The sequence below is a fragment of the Flavobacterium sp. FG19 genome (assembly GCF_057809475.1).
This window is the reverse complement of the sequence record NZ_JBMDKA010000022.1, coordinates 76,875-94,122: the sequence shown is the minus strand read 5'-3', so window position 1 is coordinate 94,122 and position 17,248 is coordinate 76,875. Positions and strand designations below refer to the sequence as shown.

Below are 17,248 nucleotides of genomic sequence, written 5' to 3'. Positions count from 1 at the left end.
ATAAAAATACCACTATGAATTTTCCTAAACAAAAAATATACAAAGCACTAAAAATACTAGGAATAGTAATACTTGTACTTTGCATCGGACTATACTATTTCCGTAATTCTCTTTTAAAACAGGCCATTGCCAAAGTGACCCACAAAATGGCTGTTACCTATAACAGTGATTTTTCGATTAAAGAAGCTTCTTTTGACGGATTATCAACTATTAAACTAACAGATGTTGTGCTGGTTCCTAAAAACGCCGACACTCTTTTAAAAATCAATACTATTGAAACCAGTGTCAGTTTAAGCAATTTACTCATTGGCGATGTTCAGGTAGGAACTTTAAAAGTCAACAAAGGCTATATTCAATTAGTAAAAAAAGGGAAGATCCGCAATTTCGATGCTTTCCTAAAAAGAAACCGTGACGAGGATTCTGAAAGTAATGAAAAAAGAAAATACGGTGCTTTTGCTTATCGTATCATTTCCAAACTCCTGAATCTGGTTCCAACCGATATGAATCTGGAAAACTTTCAGTTTAAAATTGACGACAATGGAAAAAAAACCAATGTAGCTATAAATAAACTTGTTTTAAGCAACAAACAGCTCGAAACCAACATTCACGTTGTCAGCAAAGATTTTGACCAGCGATGGAACCTGAAAGGCTTTGCCGATCCGAGAAATCAGAAAGCCGATATCCGCTTCTTTAATTTAGACACCGGAGCCATTCGCGTTCCTTACCTCGATGAACGCTATAATTTAAAAGCAAGCTTTGATTCCATTCGTTTAAATATTGAAAACATTGATAAAAGCGGCAGCGAATTTCATCTTGACGGCTTTACCTCTATTGCAAACTTAAAAATCAATCATCCTAAAATTGCAAGCAAAGATGTTGTTATAAAAAATGCCCGCTTTGATTACCGCTTTTTACTGGGCGACGATTTTATTTCGATTGACAGTACCTCAACTATGACGCTTAATAAAATCAAACTGCGTCCGTATATTTCTTATAACACCGAAAAAGATACTGTTTACACTTTAAAAGTCGACATCCCGAAAATGAAGGCACAAGATTTCATTGTATCACTTCCTGATGGTTTGTTTACGCATTTTCAGGGCATGCAGGCTACCGGAAATTTTGATTACAAACTGGACTTTAAATTCAATAAAAACAAACCCAATACTCTGGTTTTTGACAGTAAACTCAATAAAGAAGATTTACGAATTACCAAATATGGCGAAGCCGATTTAAATAAACTAAACAGCGAATTTGTCTATCGCGCTATTATTCAGAATGTACTTCAAAGACCTGTTCTGGTTGGAAATGCCAATCCGAATTACACGCCATTAGATCAGATTTCTCCTTATCTGAGAAAATGTGTTTTAACCACAGAAGACCCGTCTTTCTTCTCTCATCGCGGATTCATTAATGAAGCCTTCAAACAATCGATTCTAAAAAACATCCGAACGAAAAAATTCTCCCGTGGTGCCAGCACGATCAGCATGCAGCTTATAAAAAATGTCTTCCTGACCAGAGAAAAGACACTTTCGAGAAAACTGGAAGAAATTCTTTTAGTGTATATCTTAGAAAACAACCGTATTGTAAGTAAAGAAAGAATGTTGGAAGTCTATTTCAACATTATCGAATGGGGACCTAATGTATACGGAATTGGAGAAGCAAGTCACTTTTATTTCCAGAAAAGTCCTTCGGCTTTAAATGTTGATGAATGTTTGTACTTAGCCACGATTATTCCGAAACCGAGAAAATTCATGTATCAGTTTAACGATGAAGGTAATCTGAAAGATTTCGCTCTGAAAAACCAAAAATTCTTAAAAAATCTGATGTTCCGCCGTGGTCTTTTAATTCCTGAAGATACCATTGGACAGCTGCCTTTTTACATTTCAGGAAATGCCCGTTCATTAATACGAATCAAGGCTCCGGATTCTACAGCTGTACAAAATGATTCTCTGGCCGTTGATGATGAATTTGATTTGTAGTTTTTTTTGCCACGAAGGCGCTAAGACACAAAGGTTTTCTTTTAATCTCGCAAAGTCGCAGAGTCGCAAAGTGTACTGTATTAAATTCAATAACGTTCAGCTTTAGCTGGATGAAAATATAAACACAGAGAAAAGGGCTTTAGCCAAACTTTAAGGTTTGGCTAAAGCCCTTTTGATATCAACTTCAATTCCCTAGCTAAAGCTAGGGGCTATTAAAAAACTTTGCGACTCTGCGTCTTTGCGAGCAAATTCCACAAGCTTAAAAAAACTTTGTGTCTTAGCGCCTTCGTGGCAAACCCACTATTTAAAGTTCTTCAAGAACTCTTCCTTATACGTTGGGGAAACCTCAATTTCAGCGCCATCATTAAGGGTAACAATTCCGCCTTTGTTATACGATTTCACGCAATTGATATTGATAATATGCGATTTATGAACCCGGATAAAAGGCAGGGGCAGAATTTCTGAAAAATGTTTCAGGAAACGGCAGACCATTTTTTTACTTCCGCTGCTCAGATACAAATCGGTAAAGTTTCCGTTACCGCGCAGGCGTACAATTTCTTCCATCCTGACCACTTCAAAACCTTCGAGTGTTGGCAGAATCACCTGTTGTTTTTCAGGCTTCTGTTCATGAAAATTTGCTACAATTATTTTATTTCTGTTGAAGATTTCATGATTCATGATCTGATGCTGCACTTTATTGACTGCCACAATCAGTTCTTCAATACTAATGGGTTTTAAAAGATAATACGCGGCACTCTGATTCAGGGCACGAAGTGAATATTCAGAAAAAGCGGTAACAAATATGGTTTCAAAATGTAAATCTTTACAGGCTTCCAAAACGTCAAAAGCATTCCCAAAAGGCATTTCGACATCCAGAAAAACCAATTGCGGCTGAAGTTCATGGAGCAGCGGAACGGCTTCTTTGATATTTTGCGCTTCACCGATAACCTCAACCTGCGGACAGTATTTGCTCAGATAATTTTTGAGTACTTCCCGTGCCGCCAATTCGTCTTCTACAATTACACTTTTTATCTTTTGGATCGTCATCATATTTTATCGATTAAAGGAAAAACAATCTGAACAATGGTACCGGATTCCAGTCCTTCTTTTTCTACAATTGCAAATGTAATTTGCTTTTTATACAATTCGTTCAAAAGTGCAATGCGCTCTTTGGTATTATTCAAACCACGGGATTCGTATATCTTCTGATTCGTGGTTTTGAGCTCACGGCTTTTGGTCAGCCCGATTCCGTTGTCTTCAATAGTCACGATTATTTTTCCGTTTTTCACATCAAATCGTAATGACAAAAAACCTTTTTGATCCAGATAACGCAGTCCGTGCCAGATCGCATTTTCGAGATGAGGCTGTAAAATCATATTCGGCACAAAAACCCTTTCCGGGTCCAGCGAATCGTCTACTGTAATTTCAAAATCAAATTTATCTTCAAAACGCAGATGTTCTAAATCCAGGTATTTTTTCAGCTGTTCTGTTTCTTTGTCCAGGGAAATAAAATCTTTATTAGAACTCTCCATCATATTCCGCATTAAATTCGAATAAGATGTTAGATATTTATTGGCTTCCAGTTCTTTATTTTCCGAAATAAACTGATTAACACTATTCAGGCTGTTGAAAATAAAATGCGGATTCATCTCCCGGCGTAATGACTGCAGTGCAATTTCTTTATTTTTAATTTTAATGGAATACAGGGCTTTCACAATAAATAAAAACAGCAGCAGCAGCAAAATAACCGAACCAATCAGAAAATAATTAAAAGTATTTTTCTTCGAAATCAGTTCGTCTTTCAGCGTTTTTTCTTTTTCCAGCTGACGGATTTTTTCCTCTGTAATCTGAAAAGTCTTCGCATCAATCAGTGTCGTATCCGAATGAATCAGTCTGTCGAAATTTTCTAAAAACTGCTCATACAAAACCATACTTTCTTTATCCTGACCTTTGGTTTTGTAATATTTAACCAAAGAAGACAAACTGTTTTTGGCTTCGGCCGAATTTCCTTTCTGAAAAGATAAATCATACGCTTTTTTTAATGATGAAATCGCCTTTTCCGGTTCTTTTTTTTCAAAATAAAGAGACGATAAGGACTGAAGCTGTTTTATTTCGGCAGTAAAATCTTTGTTCTTTATGGCTTCCGCTAATAATTTTTCACTGATATCTACCGCTTTATCAAACTGATTGGCTTCGGCATACACCTTCGCAATTTCGTTCTTAATTTTGATAACTTCTTCGGGTTTATCTTTGGCATACACTATTGCTTTTTTATAACTCTCAATCGCAACTTCTTTATCTTTAAGCTGTAATGAGTTCTGCGCTTTCTGTACATAGGCATCCGTAACTTCCGCGGTTTTATTTTCTTTTTTCAGCAAATCGATATTCGAATTGACATAATTGGTCTGACTGGCCGGATTCGCCTGGTTTCTTAACCGGTTTGCATCATTTAAATTGATTTTTTCCTCTGTGGCATCTTTTGTTAAAGCCCCTGCCGCTTCATAGTTTTTGATGGCCGATCCAAAATTCTTCTGATCTTCCTGTACTTTGGCCAGACTTCTGGTTACGCGGGTTTTGTCTTCTGTAAGCTTTAATTTGGTATAACTGTTCAAAGCTCTTTTAAAATATTCTTCTGCTTTGGCATTATCTGCTTTGTTTAAAAATTCATTTGCGAGTTTTTCATAATTCTGTGCAATCAGCCCTTCATCATTTACTTCGAGCGCTTTCTTTAAATCTTTAGTCACCGATTTCATTTTGGCTGCCGGCATGGCTTTTTTTTTAGAAACAGAATCCTGTGCCGTCATTCCCAAAGGAAGCAACAGTAAAAAGAATAAGAAAATCTTAAATTTTGACAATAAAAGTCTCATACACAATACTATTAAAACAAGGTTAATTCCATAAACCTGCTGTTTTGTTTTGAGAATCCAACACTAAGATTCTCTGAACTTCAAAAGCTTTATAAAACATAATGTAAAGTAAAGTATTTTATAATCCCTGCACAAACCGTTTTACCAAGTCAAAGACCCGTTTCACCCTTTGTCCGAAAAACAGGTCTTTTTTGTTTCTAAGTTTGGTCTGTAATCATCAATAAAACTAAAAATCATGAAATCAACTCTTTTTATCACAGCATTATTTGCAGTAACATTTTCGATAACCAGCTGTTATTCTTCCAATGCTAATCCGAAACCAAAAAATGAAATCGAAAAACCGGCAGATTCCAATACTAAAATACAGGTTGCCCTTTTACTGGATACGTCGAGCAGCATGGACGGTTTAATCGATCAGGCCAAATCAAGATTATGGAATATTGTAAATACTCTGACCACCTTAAAATACGAAGGAAAAACACCTGACATCGAAATTGCTTTATACGAATATGGCAATGACGGCCTTTCTGCAAAATCAAATTACATCCGACAGGTGACACCGCTTTCAACGGATTTGGATTTGATTTCCGAAAAACTATTTGCACTCAGAACCAACGGAGGAAGCGAATACTGCGGAGCTGTTATTCAGGATGCTGCAAAGGAGTTGAAATGGACCGCAGAAAAAAACAGTATGAAACTGATTTATATTGCAGGAAACGAAGAATTCAATCAGGGCAGAATCAGTTACAAAGAAGCTATCAGCAATGCTTTAAAAAATGATATCTATGTGAATACCATTTTCTGCGGTAATAAAACCGAAGGCATTAACACGTTTTGGAAAGACGGCGCCGACAGAGGCAAAGGAAAATATTTCAATATTGATTCTGACAGGACTGTGGAATACATTGCCACACCTTATGATGACGAAATTGCCAAATGCGATGAAAAAATAAACAAAACTTACATCAATTACGGAGCAAAAGGAGCTGAGAAAAAAATGAATCAGGTCATGCAGGATCAAAATGCTAAAAAAGTTTCCCACGCCAATTATACAGATCGCGCCGTAAGCAAATCAAAAGCGGTTTATAAAAACGAAAGCTGGGATCTGGTGGACAAGGTAAAAGACGATGCAGGAGCCATTTCAAAAATCAAAAAAGAAGAATTACCCGCTGAACTGCAAAACAAATCGACTGCAGAACTGCAGAAAATAGTAACTGAAAAAACAAAAGAACGAGAAAACATTCAAAAAGAAATCAGCGTACTGGCCAAAAAGCGTCAGGAATACATAGATACTGAAGCTAAAAAAAGTAAAAAACAGGATGATCTGGGTAACACCATCAATTCCTCCATAGTGTCTTTCGCCAAAGTAAAAGGCTATACCGTTGAAAAATAAATACTGAAATGAAAAGAAAAATTTTCTTTCTGTGTCTGTTTAGTGTTTTCTTCACTGCTTTTGCATGCCGCAATAAAGAAGAAAAACCAATAGTGCGTAAAAATTCAAAACCGGTTTATTCCTATGAAGAGAAACTAAGAAGTAAGATAACAGAAATCCGGAGCTTTTTGGGGAAATCTCCTAAATACAATTCAGATGTTGCTTTCTTTTTAGACATGAGGATAGAATCTGGAAGAAACCGGTTTTTTATTTACGATTTAAAAAAGAACAAACTACTGGATAAAGGTTTGGTTGGACATGGTTCTGGCTCCGAAACCGGTGTTTACGGTGAACTGAAATTTAGCAATACTAAAAACTCCAATTGCAGTTCACTGGGTAAATATACTGTTGGCGGTTCTTATTCAGGAAGATTTGGAAAAGCGTATAAATTGTATGGTTTAGACACAACCAACAGCAATGCTTTTGACCGAAATATTGTGCTTCATAAATATGCCGATGTTCCTTTTGAAGAGCAGCCTTATCCAATCTGCAACAGTCTGGGCTGTCCGATGGTAAATGAAAAATTCTTTAATACCCTCGAAAAACTCATTGATAATTCTAAGAAGAAAATTATCCTGATCATGTATTATTGAATACATTTGGTATTAAAATTTTTATACCATTAAAAGTCATTTCATAACTAAAAAAATATCTTTATGATTAAAAAATTCATCACTATCCTCCTGCTGTTCCTTTATTCACTGGTGTTTTCGCAAAAACCTGTTTTTGTAACCGCTAAAGTAAAAGCCGCGACAGTATATTTTAATGCTGCTGAAATATCACAAACCGCAAATGCTGTTTTACCAGCAGGAAACTCTGAAATTGTAATTAAAAATGTGGCTGTAAACTTAAACGAAAGTTCTGTACAAATTGGAACACTGGCAAATGTAACAGTACTTTCGGTTCAGTTCAGCAGCAATTATATTTCAGAATATGACACCGATTTACAATCACCTTTATTAAAAAAAGTGAGAGACAGTATTATTCTGGTTCAGAAGGAAATTCAAAAAGTAAATAACACAATCCATTCCGAAACCAAAACCATTGAGTTATTAGATAAAAACCAGCAGATTTCAGGTACTAATTCCGGATTGAATGTAACCGAATTAATGAAAATGGTGGAATATTATAAAAACAAACAAACTGAACTGGCCAACAATATTAACAACCTGACCGAAAGAAAGCAAAAACTGGATGGAATACTTCAAAAACTAAACAACAAACTGGAAGTTGACAGCAGTAAAGAAGAAAAAAACTCATCAGGAAAATTAATTGTTCAGGTTATGAGCAATGCTGCCGGCCCGGTTCCCTTAGAGATATCTTATTTAACTAATGATGCTTCCTGGTCGCCTTTTTATGATTTAAGAACCGAAAGTGTTAATGCGCCTATAAATATGGTATACAAAGCACAAGTTGTTCAAAATACAGGAATTGACTGGAAAAAAGTAAAACTGACTTTATCCAGCGGTTATCCGAATCAAAATAATCAGGCTCCGGTTTTAAGTTCATGGTTTTTAAGAAACAATGTTAATTACGGCTATAACCAAAGAGCGGTAATGAATCAGCTGCAAAGTGCCCGCGGCGATATGAAGGCTAAAAAAGAAAGCAGTGATCTTAATTATGCCGCTGCTCCGGTTATGGCAGAGTCTACGATTTCTGATTTTACAACAGTTTCTGAAAATCAGCTGAATGTTTCTTTTGATATCGATATTCCCTACGATATTCTGTCAAATGGAAAAATTCACAGTGTTTCTTTAAAAGAGATAAAACTTCCGGCTGTATATAAATATTATGCCGTTCCAAAAGTCGAAAACGAAGCTTTTCTTCTGGCCGAAATTGCAGATTACAGTAAGTATAACCTGCTTCAGGGAGAAGCCAATATTATTTTTGAAGGTATGTATACCGGTAAGACTTTTATTCAGCCCAGCCAAACTGGCGATACTTTAAATTTAAGTATGGGACGTGACAAAAAAGTATCCATTAAACGGGAGAAAGCTGCAGACAAATCGGGCACCAAATTTTTATCTTCCAAAAAAGAGCAGGTCTTTACCTATGACATTACAGTACGAAACAACAAAAAAGAAGTTATTGAGCTGCTGCTGAAAGATCAGTACCCATTGACAACCAATAAGGAAATCGAAGTGGAGTTACTACAGAGTGATTCGGCTAAAGTAAATGCCGAAACCGGAATACTGACCTGGCAGCTGGCTTTAAAACCCAATGAAACTAAAAAAATCAGGATCAGCTATAAAGTGCGTTATCCAAAAGATCAGATTTTAAATCTATAGAGACTCTGAAAAAAAATCCCGATAATTAATTTATCGGGATTTTTGTTTTAAGGCGCCGGATCAGGAATAATCGCCTGAACCGCATCAATTTCAGCCAGAATTTCTTTAGAAAGAACTACATCAATCGTATCAATATTTTCTTTTAACTGTTCCAATGTGGTTGCGCCGATAATAGCACTTGTCAAAAATGGCTGCTGCAGCACAAATCCCATTGCCAGTTCGGTTAACGTTAAACCATGTTTTTTAGCGATTTCCAGATACAATTTGGCTGCTTGTGTACTTTGATCGCTATTGTAGCGTTTGTATTGCGGAAAAAGATTTATTCTCGCTTTAGGATGACTTTCTCCGGTCAGGAATTTTCCGGTCAGAACCCCAAAAGCTAATGGAGAATATCCTAACAGACCTACGTTTTCATACTTAGAAACTTCGGCCGAGTTTACTTCAAACAAACGGTTCAGCAGCGAATACGGATTTTGAACAGTTTTGATTCTTGGCAGGTTGTGGTACTTGCTTTCCTCCAAAAGACGCATCATTCCCCAGGCATTTTCATTAGAAACTCCAAGGTGTTTGATTTTACCTTCTTTGATCAATGCGTCGAAAGTTTCTAAAATTTCTCTAAAGTTATCTTCCCAAGCATCATTATGCCCGTGAAAAGCGCGCTGTCCGAAATTATTCGTTTTTCTTTCCGGCCAGTGCATTTGATACAAATCGATATAATCAGTCTGAAGTCTTTTTAAACTTTGCTCAACAGCAAATTTGATACTTGCCGGAGAAAAATCCAGTTTCTCACGCATATACCCAAAATTAGGGTTGGGTCCTGCAATTTTAGAGGCCAAAACTACTTTATCGCGGTTTCCTGATTTTTTAAACCAGGTTCCAATAATTTTCTCTGTGCTGCCGTAAGTGGCTTCACTTGCCGGAACCGAATACATTTCGGCGGTATCAAAAAAATTAACCCCTCTGTCAAGTGCATAATCCATTTGGGCATGGCCTTCGGCTTCTGTATTCTGCTGTCCGAAAGTCATCGTTCCCAGATTGATTTTACTAACTTTTATATCGGTATTGGGTAATGTAGTGTATTTCATTCTTTTTAATAGGTTCAAAGTTGCAAAGAAGCAAAGGTACAAAGGGATTTTCCAAATCAAGATTTGAAAAAGGTTAAAAAAAGTACAAGATTCTTTTTTAAGTTACTAAGTAGCTAAGGTCTGAGATTCTAAGATTTTCTTATTGAAAACCAAAAGGGTTCAAAGTTTTACTTTGAACCCTTTTGGTAAATCTTAGAATTTCAGAACCATAATATCTTCTTTTACCTATTTCAAACTTTTTAATGTATTTTGAAATGTGTTAAAAATCCTAATTACAAAAATCGAGTCATTTTTAATCTGATATAAAACTTTGTAATTTCGAACCACAATTCTACGACAATCAATTCTATAATCATCAATTTGAAATTGCTCAGGAAAAATAATCTTATCAGTAGACTGATATAATTCTTCTCTAATTTTTAAAGCCGTTTCTTTAGAATACCTTTCTTTTAAATACAAGTAAATATCTTTCAGATCCAATTTAGCACTTTCACTCCAGAAGACTTCTAATTTACTCATTATCCCAACCTTCCATTTCTTTCAACAAATCATCTTTTGAAATCATTCGATTGTATTTAATATCATCAAGACCTTCTTCAACTTTATTATGATACTCTGATAATGTTAATGGATTTCCTTTGGCATCGTACGAAACAACTTCATTCAAATAATTGTCAAAAACAGAAGAAACAATTCTTAAAACCCTTTCATCTGCCAATTCTAATTGATTTTTTATCTTTTCTTTTAATTCAGGAAGTCCCATAATTTTTAATTTATACAAATCAAAGTTACAAATAATAAAGAATAGAAATTCCAAATTTTCAAATTCCAAGACGAGATAGTAATAAAAAGGGTTCAAAGCAAAACTTTGAACCCTTTTTGTAAATCTTACTATCTCAGTCCCGATAGCTATCGGGATAGCGCCTTAATTAATACTATTCAGCATCTCCGCAATCTCATCGAGTCTTGGAGTCAGGATGATTTCAATTCTTCGGTTTTTTGCTTTTCCTTCCGGAGTAGCATTGCTTGCCAAAGGAGAGAATTCACTGCGTCCTGCTGCTGTTAATTTTTGTTTATTGATTTTTGGGTTTTCAGTTAAAATAGCCACAATTGCTGTTGCTCTTTTAGTAGATAAATCCCAGTTGTTAGCAATAGGTCCTGAACCTGCATACGGATCATCGTCTGTATGTCCTTCAATCAGTACCGAAAGATCCGGATTATCACCCAAAACTTTTCCAAGTTCTACTACGGCTTTTCTTCCTTCTGAACCAACTGCCCAGCTTCCTGAGTTAAAAAGTAATTTGTTTTCCATAGAAACATATACTTTACCGTTTTTGTGTTCTACTGTCAGACCTTTACCTTCAAAACCCGTTAAGGCTTTCGATAAGGTTTCTTTTAATTTACGCATCGCTTCTTCTTTAGCTGCGATCATATCTTCCAGTTCTTTTAAACGATTGGCCGTTTTATCCAGACGGGCCTGTTCGTCTGCAAGCGCTTTACCTTTTGCTTCTAACTGTGCCAGTAATTCACGGTTTTTCGCCATGTTTTTCTCTAGGGCATCGTTGCTGTTTTTCTCTAAGGCATTGTAAGAATCCTGCAATACACTGTATTTCTTTTGTTCGGCAGCTAAATCGGCTTTTTGTTTGGCCAGCTCGTCTTTTGTTGCTGCTAAATCCTTAGTCAGTTTATCACGATCCAGTTCTAACTGGTTCTTTGCTTTTTTCAAATCGGCATTTTCATCTGCAATAGAACGATTTTCTTTTTTCAGATCTGAATACTTGGTTTCAAGATCATTGTAAATCTTTTTGGACACACAAGAAGTTGCAGACAAAGCTAAAACTACTAATCCGATGGAGGCTTTTTTAATCATGTTACTTTTGGTTTATATTCGGGGCTATTACTATTCTAAACAGCTGTTCTCTCAACAAGAACAATACCAAACTTTAATCAATTTCAACTAAAACCGGGCAATGGTCTGAATGCACGGCATCCGGAAGAATAACAGCACGCTTTAAACGATGTTCCATTACATTGCTTACCAAATTGTAATCGATACGCCAGCCTTTATTATTTCCCCTTGCTCCTGCACGGTAACTCCACCAGGAATAGTGATGCGGTTCCTTGTTAAAATGACGGAAACTGTCAATAAACCCCGATTTCATAAAAGCGTCCAGCCATGCACGTTCTTCCGGTAAAAATCCCGAAACTGTTTTATTACGAACCGGGTCATGTATATCAATTGCCTCATGACAGATGTTATAGTCCCCGCAGATAATCAGATTAGGAATCGTGAGTTTCAGCTCATTAATATAAACCTGAAAATCATCCATGAACATAAACTTATGATCCAGCCTTTCAATATTGGTCCCCGATGGCAGGTACAGACTCATTACCGAAACGTCTTCAAAATCTACACGAAGGTTTCGCCCTTCAAAATCCATATGATGAATTCCGGTTCCGTACACTACTGCTTTAGGTTCTGTTTTTGATAGTATGGCTACTCCGCTATATCCTTTTTTTGTAGCCGGGTAATAATATTGATAGGGATAACCGGCTGCCGTTATAGCTTCTACAGGGATTTGATCCTTAGTAGCTTTGATCTCCTGAAGGCAGATAACATCCGGGTTTGCAGCCTCCAGCCATTCGATAAAACCTTTAGTAATGGCAGCACGTATTCCGTTTACATTATAAGAAATAATTTTCATCAGATTGTCTTTTTTAGGATTCCAAATGTAATAAAAAAGTGCAAAGTTTATCTTGGAAACAACGAAAAGTAGAGTTTTTTGTTATCTTTGTTCGCTGTTCTAATAAATTAAAAATAGTACATGGGTTTAGTTACCGCGAAAGAAGTTGCAAAGGCAATAAATGTTGAAAAGTACGGGGTTTTCGGTACCTTTTCCGGCTGGATTCTTATGAAGGTTCTTAAGATCTCTACCCTCAATAAAATTTACGACCGTAATAAACACCTGGAAGACCTTGCGTTTTTGAACGGAATTTTGGATGAAATGGAAATCAAATTCGAAATCCCGGAAGAAGACTTAAAACGTCTGCCAAAAGACGGGGCCTATATTACGATCTCCAATCATCCGCTTGGTGGAATTGACGGTATTTTGCTTTTGAAACTAATGCTTGAAAGAGAGCCTAATTTCAAAATAATTGCCAACTTCTTACTGCACAGAATTGTTCCGATGAAAAAATACATTATGCCGGTTAATCCTTTTGAGAATCACAAGGATGCCAAATCGAGCGTAATTGGTATTAAGGAAACACTGCGCCATTTAAGTGACGGAAAACCGCTGGGAATTTTCCCTGCCGGAGAAGTTTCCACTTATAAAGACGGAAAATTAGTAGTAGACAGACCGTGGGAAGAAGGAGCTATTAAGCTGATCCGAAAAGCAAAAGTTCCGGTTGTACCCATTTATTTCCATGCCAAAAACAGCAAATTGTTTTACTGGCTCTCCAAAATTGACGATACCTTACGTACGGCAAAACTGCCATCGGAACTACTTACACAAAAAGACCGTGTGATTAAAGTTCGTATTGGAAAACCAATTTCAGTAAGTGAACAAAACGAAATTGAATCTTTTGAAGAATATTCAGAATTCTTAAGAAAGAAAACCTATATGCTGGCCAATCCTTTTGAGAAAGATACCAAATTGATTGACACGGCAAGCCTTAAAATCCCTAAAGCACCTAAAAAAATTGTTACACCGGCCAACGAATCAAAACTAATTGATGAAGTTCAGGCTTTAAGAGACAGTGACTCCAGGTTTTTACAAAGCAAAAACTATGAGGTTTTCTTTGCAAGTGCCAAACAAATTCCGAACATTTTGCATGAAATAGGCCGTCTTCGTGAAATTACTTTCCGTGAAGTGGGTGAAGGAACCAATGAATCTATCGATTTAGACGAATACGATCAGTATTATCACCATATGTTTTTATGGGATGATGAAACCAAAAAAATTGCCGGAGCTTACCGTATGGGATTAGGCTCTGAGATTTATCCCAAATACGGGATCGAAGGTTTTTACCTGACGGATCTTTTCCGCTTTGAACCGGAACTTCATGATATGATGCACAAATCGATCGAAATGGGACGCGCTTTTATCGTAAAAGAATACCAGCAGAAACCAATGCCATTATTCCTGTTATGGAAAGGAATTATCCATACTACACTGCGCAATCCCGAACATAAGTATCTGGTGGGCGGAGTCAGCATCAGCAACCAGTTTTCTGATTTCTCGAAATCACTTATGATCGAGTTCATGAAATCGAATTATTATGATCCTTATATTGCCCAGTATATCCATCCTAAAAAGGCATATAAAGTAAAACTGAAAGATGCCGACAAAGACTTTATTTTTGATGAAGCCGAGTCTGATTTAAATAAGTTTGATAAAATTATTGATGAACTGGAACCAGGCAATTTACGTCTGCCGGTTTTAATTAAAAAATACATCAAACAAAATGCACGAGTAGTTGCTTTTAACGTCGATCCTTTGTTTAATAATGCTATAGACGGCCTAATGTACATTAGAATCGCAGATATTCCGGAAAGTACTATGAAACCCGTTATTGAAGAATTTCAAATCGAATTAGAAAAGAAACTATCCGAGAAAGAAGATTAAAAAATCAATCCTAAAAAAAAGAAAACTCATAAACATAAATTTATGAGTTTTCTTTTTTTATACTACTATCCTTAGACAACTTCCTCTCGTTCCAAACTAAATATTTCTTCACCAATAGTATCAAGTTTATCCAGTATCATCTGAGAACCAGATTCTTTCATTACCTTCCATTCTTTATCTGAAACAGGTACGATCCATAAAAAATTAGTCTGCGAATCCCCAAAAGCGGGTACATTCATTTGAGGCAGAAGTTTTAATTTATTAGTCAGCACCGCATACTTAAATTTATTACTAACAATGTTCTGAAATTCTACTGTATGTCCTTCTGCTAAAAAAGTAATATAGTCCCAGGGTATTGTTGTAATGCCGCTTATCAGACCTGCCACATTATTTATTTGATCATTTGTTAATCCTGACTTCAAAATAATTCCGAGTTCAATCTTGTTTACATTAGCGGAGTCTTCAAAATACATTTCAATTTTTGGCTGTGGTCGTAATGATACCGCTACAGTTGCAAAAACAATCTTTTCTTGTCCTTCGTATAAATAAAGACCTTTTGGAGGCCATTCTGAATTATCAATAGCATAATACTTCTCGCTTTTTCCAAACAGACTTTCATAGTAGTTCAGAACTTTTGGCTGTAAAGTTCGAAAAGGATTCATTTCTTCATCCCATGCTTTACTAAAAGAAACGGCATTTTTTATCCGTTTTCTCATCTCATTATCTTCGGAAAGTTCCCAGGCAAAATCCCCCTCTCCTCTGCAATCACGGGCATATCCGTAAAATCCTCCATCTCCTCCCCAGCTTGGAATTACACATAAAACTGATCCATTTTCCAACAATGCTGCTCCATCTCCTTCTTCTAACCATACAATTTCAAGGTCCTTAGCATTCAGCGCATTCTGGCCTTCCGGAAACTTACAAAACTCTTTGGTTAACATAGGGGGCACACCTTTTTCCATCAATTTTAGTTCTGTTTCCTCTGGCGCTTTACTTAAATTTCTAATCCAGCAGCTTTTAACACCAAAATCTTCATTATCGCCAAACAAATAAAAATAGGCTGTTCTGTTATCCTGTTCGACAATAGCCGTTATTGGGCAGCTTGGACTCCTTAATTCAAGAATCACTTTGGGCTTTTGAATCTTATTATTTCTACTAAATAATCCCATATTTCTTTCTTATTTTTCAGATCTGAAGTACCAATTTATACTAAAAAACATATTTTGAAATAAAAAAATCCCGTTTTAATCACCATAAATTACTTCAAATCAAAAGTCCCACCTGCCATGACAGGTGGGACTTTTTAATTACAATTTTTATTTAAAACCAGGGTTTCTTTCCAACCTGATAGGTCTCATAAAACTCATCATCCGATTTTATCAAATAAATAATGCCTTCGACAAAACCAATCATACCTCCCAGGCCGCAGGTAACAATACTTACAATAAGCTGGATGATACCTTCTTTATTATATCCCAGATAAAATTTATGGGCACCAAATGAGCCTAATAAAATCCCTAAGATCCCAGCCACAACTTTTTTGTTTTCCGGCTTTGTGTTTTCTGAATCTAATCCTGTAGTTTCCATGTTTTTCTAAATAATTAATTTATAGATTATTAGTTTTTTATACGTTGTTATTTTTACAACATGTGCAATATTAGACACTTACAGCCAGATCAATAATCCACTAAAGGTTTTTATTATATTAAATAAAGTTACCTGCCCCCAACTTCTTATTTATAAAAAATCCCATTCGCTGCGAAATGGGATTTGTATGATTTAGAACCAGCCTTTCTGACCTACCTGATAAGTCTGGTAGAATTCCTCGTCTGATTTCGTCAGGTAGATAATTCCTTCAATAAGTCCGATTATACCGCCAATACCGCATAAAAGCCCTAAAATAAGCTGAATAACGCCTTCTTTACTATATCCTAAATAAAACTTATGGATTCCTAGTGCTCCTAACAAAATAGCCAGAATTCCGGCAGTAACTTTTTTATTTTCCTGTGTGCTCATGTATCTTAAAAATTTAATATTTACTCCATTAGTGATAAAAAAAATCCCATCTGTAAACAAATGGGATTCTGTATATATTTAGAACCAGCCTTTTTTACCTGCCTGGTAAGTCTGATAGAATTCTTCGTCTGTTTTCGTAAGGTAAATAATCCCTTCAATAAGTCCGATTATACTTGCGAATCCACAGGTAACGATTGTAATAACTATTTGGATTATCCCTTCCTGAGTGTATCCCAAGATAAATTTATGAATTCCAAATCCTCCTAATAAGATGGCAAGAATTCCGGCAACAACTTTTTTGTTTTCCTGTCTTGGTTCAGATGGGGTATTCCATGCTTCTGGTTTTGTAGTCTCCATTTTTATATATTTAGTTAATTATTATTGCAATTCAACATTACCGATTTCATTGATTTCTTCCACCACATTTTTAGGATCCGACCCGTATTGATTTGGACCGTAATCGCCGTCTGTACATAACAAAATCAGCATCCAGATTCCGCCAACAAAAGGAATAAGCGCAACAAAATAGTACCAGCCGCTTTTTCCACTGTCATGCAGACGTCTTACAGCGACCCCCAAAGTAGGCACAAAAGTGGCAAAAGAGTAAAGCACAAAAAGTCCATATCCCACCAAAAATCCTGCAAGTACGTTATCAAATAATGCTCCTATAATAGCTCCCAGAACTACTACTGTAATAAGAATTATAAGCTGCATTAAAGTAAAATACCAGTATTCACTTCTTCTTGCACGACCAGTAAAGTTTGCATAGTTTTCAAAAACTACCTTTTTGTACCACTCAATCATGATTTAATTAAATTAATTCGTTACCCCTACTCTTTTTGGATTTTCGGCTTCTCCTTTTTTTAAAATTTTGTTAAAAATCGGAAACAATATTAAAAAAAAAATATTTCAAAAACTAATAATACAAGTTACTTTTACAGAAATACCTT

At 36.0% G+C, this 17,248-nt stretch carries 17 protein-coding genes; 5 read left to right on the top strand and 12 right to left on the bottom strand.

Going from position 1 to position 17,248, the window contains the following annotated elements; genetic code table 11:
- Positions 1-14: 14 nt before the first annotated feature.
- Positions 15-1,982: a transglycosylase domain-containing protein gene (locus ACODST_RS20010; RefSeq protein WP_488933858.1), complete on the top strand. Its 1,968-nt coding sequence runs from the start codon at positions 15-17 to the stop codon at positions 1,980-1,982.
- A gap of 300 nt (positions 1,983-2,282) precedes the next feature.
- Here ACODST_RS20010 and ACODST_RS20005 read toward each other — a convergent pair whose 3' ends face one another.
- Together ACODST_RS20005 and ACODST_RS20000 are read right to left on the bottom strand one after the other, a co-directional pair.
- Entirely contained in the window at positions 2,283-3,032 is a 750-nt protein-coding gene (locus tag ACODST_RS20005; RefSeq protein ID WP_488933857.1) for a LytR/AlgR family response regulator transcription factor, read from the bottom strand.
- Positions 3,029-4,849: a tetratricopeptide repeat-containing sensor histidine kinase gene (locus ACODST_RS20000; protein WP_488933856.1), complete on the bottom strand. Its 1,821-nt coding sequence runs from the start codon at positions 4,847-4,849 to the stop codon at positions 3,029-3,031. Before ACODST_RS20000 ends, ACODST_RS20005 begins: the two co-directional genes overlap by 4 nt.
- A gap of 235 nt (positions 4,850-5,084) precedes the next feature.
- On the opposite strand from ACODST_RS20000, the gene ACODST_RS19995 reads away from it, so the two are divergent.
- The 3 genes from ACODST_RS19995 (at position 5,085) to ACODST_RS19985 (ending at position 8,569) form a co-directional block, all read left to right on the top strand.
- Positions 5,085-6,242 carry a vWA domain-containing protein gene (locus ACODST_RS19995; protein ID WP_488933855.1) on the top strand — a complete coding sequence of 386 codons (1,158 nt, stop codon included), beginning with the start codon at positions 5,085-5,087 and terminating at the stop codon, positions 6,240-6,242.
- Positions 6,243-6,250: 8 nt separating this feature from the next.
- The gene (locus ACODST_RS19990; protein WP_488933854.1) at positions 6,251-6,874 is read left to right on the top strand and encodes a murein L,D-transpeptidase catalytic domain-containing protein; all 624 of its coding nucleotides are present in this window, start codon (positions 6,251-6,253) and stop codon (positions 6,872-6,874) included.
- Positions 6,875-6,937: 63 nt separating this feature from the next.
- Positions 6,938-8,569, top strand: coding sequence for a DUF4139 domain-containing protein (locus ACODST_RS19985; protein ID WP_488933853.1), 1,632 nt, complete (start codon positions 6,938-6,940; stop codon positions 8,567-8,569).
- 47 nt (positions 8,570-8,616) lie between these two features.
- Here ACODST_RS19985 and ACODST_RS19980 read toward each other — a convergent pair whose 3' ends face one another.
- From ACODST_RS19980 to ACODST_RS19960, 5 genes are all read right to left on the bottom strand, one after another.
- The gene (locus ACODST_RS19980; RefSeq protein WP_488933852.1) at positions 8,617-9,654 is read right to left on the bottom strand and encodes an aldo/keto reductase; all 1,038 of its coding nucleotides are present in this window, start codon (positions 9,652-9,654) and stop codon (positions 8,617-8,619) included.
- A gap of 225 nt (positions 9,655-9,879) precedes the next feature.
- On the bottom strand, positions 9,880-10,173 hold the full coding sequence (locus tag ACODST_RS19975) for a type II toxin-antitoxin system RelE/ParE family toxin (protein ID WP_488933851.1): 294 nt from the start codon (positions 10,171-10,173) through the stop codon (positions 9,880-9,882).
- Positions 10,166-10,417: a hypothetical protein gene (locus tag ACODST_RS19970; protein WP_488933850.1), complete on the bottom strand. Its 252-nt coding sequence runs from the start codon at positions 10,415-10,417 to the stop codon at positions 10,166-10,168. The genes ACODST_RS19975 and ACODST_RS19970 overlap by 8 nt, the downstream gene beginning before the upstream one ends.
- A gap of 162 nt (positions 10,418-10,579) precedes the next feature.
- Positions 10,580-11,524: an OmpA family protein gene (locus ACODST_RS19965; RefSeq protein WP_488933849.1), complete on the bottom strand. Its 945-nt coding sequence runs from the start codon at positions 11,522-11,524 to the stop codon at positions 10,580-10,582.
- A gap of 73 nt (positions 11,525-11,597) precedes the next feature.
- Positions 11,598-12,359: an exodeoxyribonuclease III gene (locus tag ACODST_RS19960; protein WP_488933848.1), complete on the bottom strand. Its 762-nt coding sequence runs from the start codon at positions 12,357-12,359 to the stop codon at positions 11,598-11,600.
- Between the two features lie 120 nt (positions 12,360-12,479).
- On the opposite strand from ACODST_RS19960, the gene ACODST_RS19955 reads away from it, so the two are divergent.
- The gene (locus tag ACODST_RS19955; RefSeq protein ID WP_488933847.1) at positions 12,480-14,282 is read left to right on the top strand and encodes a GNAT family N-acyltransferase; all 1,803 of its coding nucleotides are present in this window, start codon (positions 12,480-12,482) and stop codon (positions 14,280-14,282) included.
- A 71-nt stretch (positions 14,283-14,353) separates the two neighbouring features.
- Here ACODST_RS19955 and ACODST_RS19950 read toward each other — a convergent pair whose 3' ends face one another.
- The 5 genes from ACODST_RS19950 to ACODST_RS19930 all read right to left on the bottom strand — a co-directional run bounded on the left by ACODST_RS19950 (position 14,354) and on the right by ACODST_RS19930 (position 17,102).
- Positions 14,354-15,451 (bottom strand): suppressor of fused domain protein, encoded by a 1,098-nt coding sequence (locus tag ACODST_RS19950; protein ID WP_488933846.1) that lies wholly within the window; start codon positions 15,449-15,451, stop codon positions 14,354-14,356.
- A 151-nt stretch (positions 15,452-15,602) separates the two neighbouring features.
- Complete coding sequence (locus ACODST_RS19945) at positions 15,603-15,869, bottom strand: TM2 domain-containing protein (RefSeq protein ID WP_488933845.1); 267 nt, start codon at positions 15,867-15,869, stop codon at positions 15,603-15,605.
- Positions 15,870-16,061: 192 nt separating this feature from the next.
- A complete protein-coding gene (locus ACODST_RS19940; protein WP_488933844.1) occupies positions 16,062-16,298 on the bottom strand; it encodes a TM2 domain-containing protein in 237 nt (78 codons plus the stop codon).
- 78 nt (positions 16,299-16,376) lie between these two features.
- Entirely contained in the window at positions 16,377-16,655 is a 279-nt protein-coding gene (locus ACODST_RS19935) for a TM2 domain-containing protein (RefSeq protein ID WP_488933843.1), read from the bottom strand.
- Between the two features lie 21 nt (positions 16,656-16,676).
- Positions 16,677-17,102, bottom strand: coding sequence for a DUF805 domain-containing protein (locus ACODST_RS19930; protein ID WP_488933842.1), 426 nt, complete (start codon positions 17,100-17,102; stop codon positions 16,677-16,679).
- Positions 17,103-17,248: the final 146 nt, after the last annotated feature.

Bases quoted from the DNA above. Each gene is read 5' to 3' on its own strand.
- ACODST_RS19930 (WP_488933842.1), bottom strand. From the start codon at position 17,102: ATGATTGAGTGGTACAAAAAGGTAGTTTTTGAAAACTATGCAAACTTT.
- ACODST_RS19950 (WP_488933846.1), bottom strand. From the start codon at position 15,451: ATGGGATTATTTAGTAGAAATAATAAGATTCAAAAGCCCAAAGTGATT.
- ACODST_RS20010 (WP_488933858.1), top strand. From the start codon at position 15: ATGAATTTTCCTAAACAAAAAATATACAAAGCACTAAAAATACTAGGA.
- ACODST_RS19985 (WP_488933853.1), top strand. From the start codon at position 6,938: ATGATTAAAAAATTCATCACTATCCTCCTGCTGTTCCTTTATTCACTG.
- ACODST_RS19945 (WP_488933845.1), bottom strand. From the start codon at position 15,869: ATGGAAACTACAGGATTAGATTCAGAAAACACAAAGCCGGAAAACAAA.
- ACODST_RS19965 (WP_488933849.1), bottom strand. From the start codon at position 11,524: ATGATTAAAAAAGCCTCCATCGGATTAGTAGTTTTAGCTTTGTCTGCA.
- ACODST_RS20000 (WP_488933856.1), bottom strand. From the start codon at position 4,849: ATGAGACTTTTATTGTCAAAATTTAAGATTTTCTTATTCTTTTTACTG.
- ACODST_RS19995 (WP_488933855.1), top strand. From the start codon at position 5,085: ATGAAATCAACTCTTTTTATCACAGCATTATTTGCAGTAACATTTTCG.
- ACODST_RS19940 (WP_488933844.1), bottom strand. From the start codon at position 16,298: ATGAGCACACAGGAAAATAAAAAAGTTACTGCCGGAATTCTGGCTATT.
- ACODST_RS19975 (WP_488933851.1), bottom strand. From the start codon at position 10,173: ATGAGTAAATTAGAAGTCTTCTGGAGTGAAAGTGCTAAATTGGATCTG.
- ACODST_RS19990 (WP_488933854.1), top strand. From the start codon at position 6,251: ATGAAAAGAAAAATTTTCTTTCTGTGTCTGTTTAGTGTTTTCTTCACT.
- ACODST_RS19980 (WP_488933852.1), bottom strand. From the start codon at position 9,654: ATGAAATACACTACATTACCCAATACCGATATAAAAGTTAGTAAAATC.
- ACODST_RS19960 (WP_488933848.1), bottom strand. From the start codon at position 12,359: ATGAAAATTATTTCTTATAATGTAAACGGAATACGTGCTGCCATTACT.
- ACODST_RS19955 (WP_488933847.1), top strand. From the start codon at position 12,480: ATGGGTTTAGTTACCGCGAAAGAAGTTGCAAAGGCAATAAATGTTGAA.
- ACODST_RS19970 (WP_488933850.1), bottom strand. From the start codon at position 10,417: ATGGGACTTCCTGAATTAAAAGAAAAGATAAAAAATCAATTAGAATTG.
- ACODST_RS20005 (WP_488933857.1), bottom strand. From the start codon at position 3,032: ATGATGACGATCCAAAAGATAAAAAGTGTAATTGTAGAAGACGAATTG.
- ACODST_RS19935 (WP_488933843.1), bottom strand. From the start codon at position 16,655: ATGGAGACTACAAAACCAGAAGCATGGAATACCCCATCTGAACCAAGA.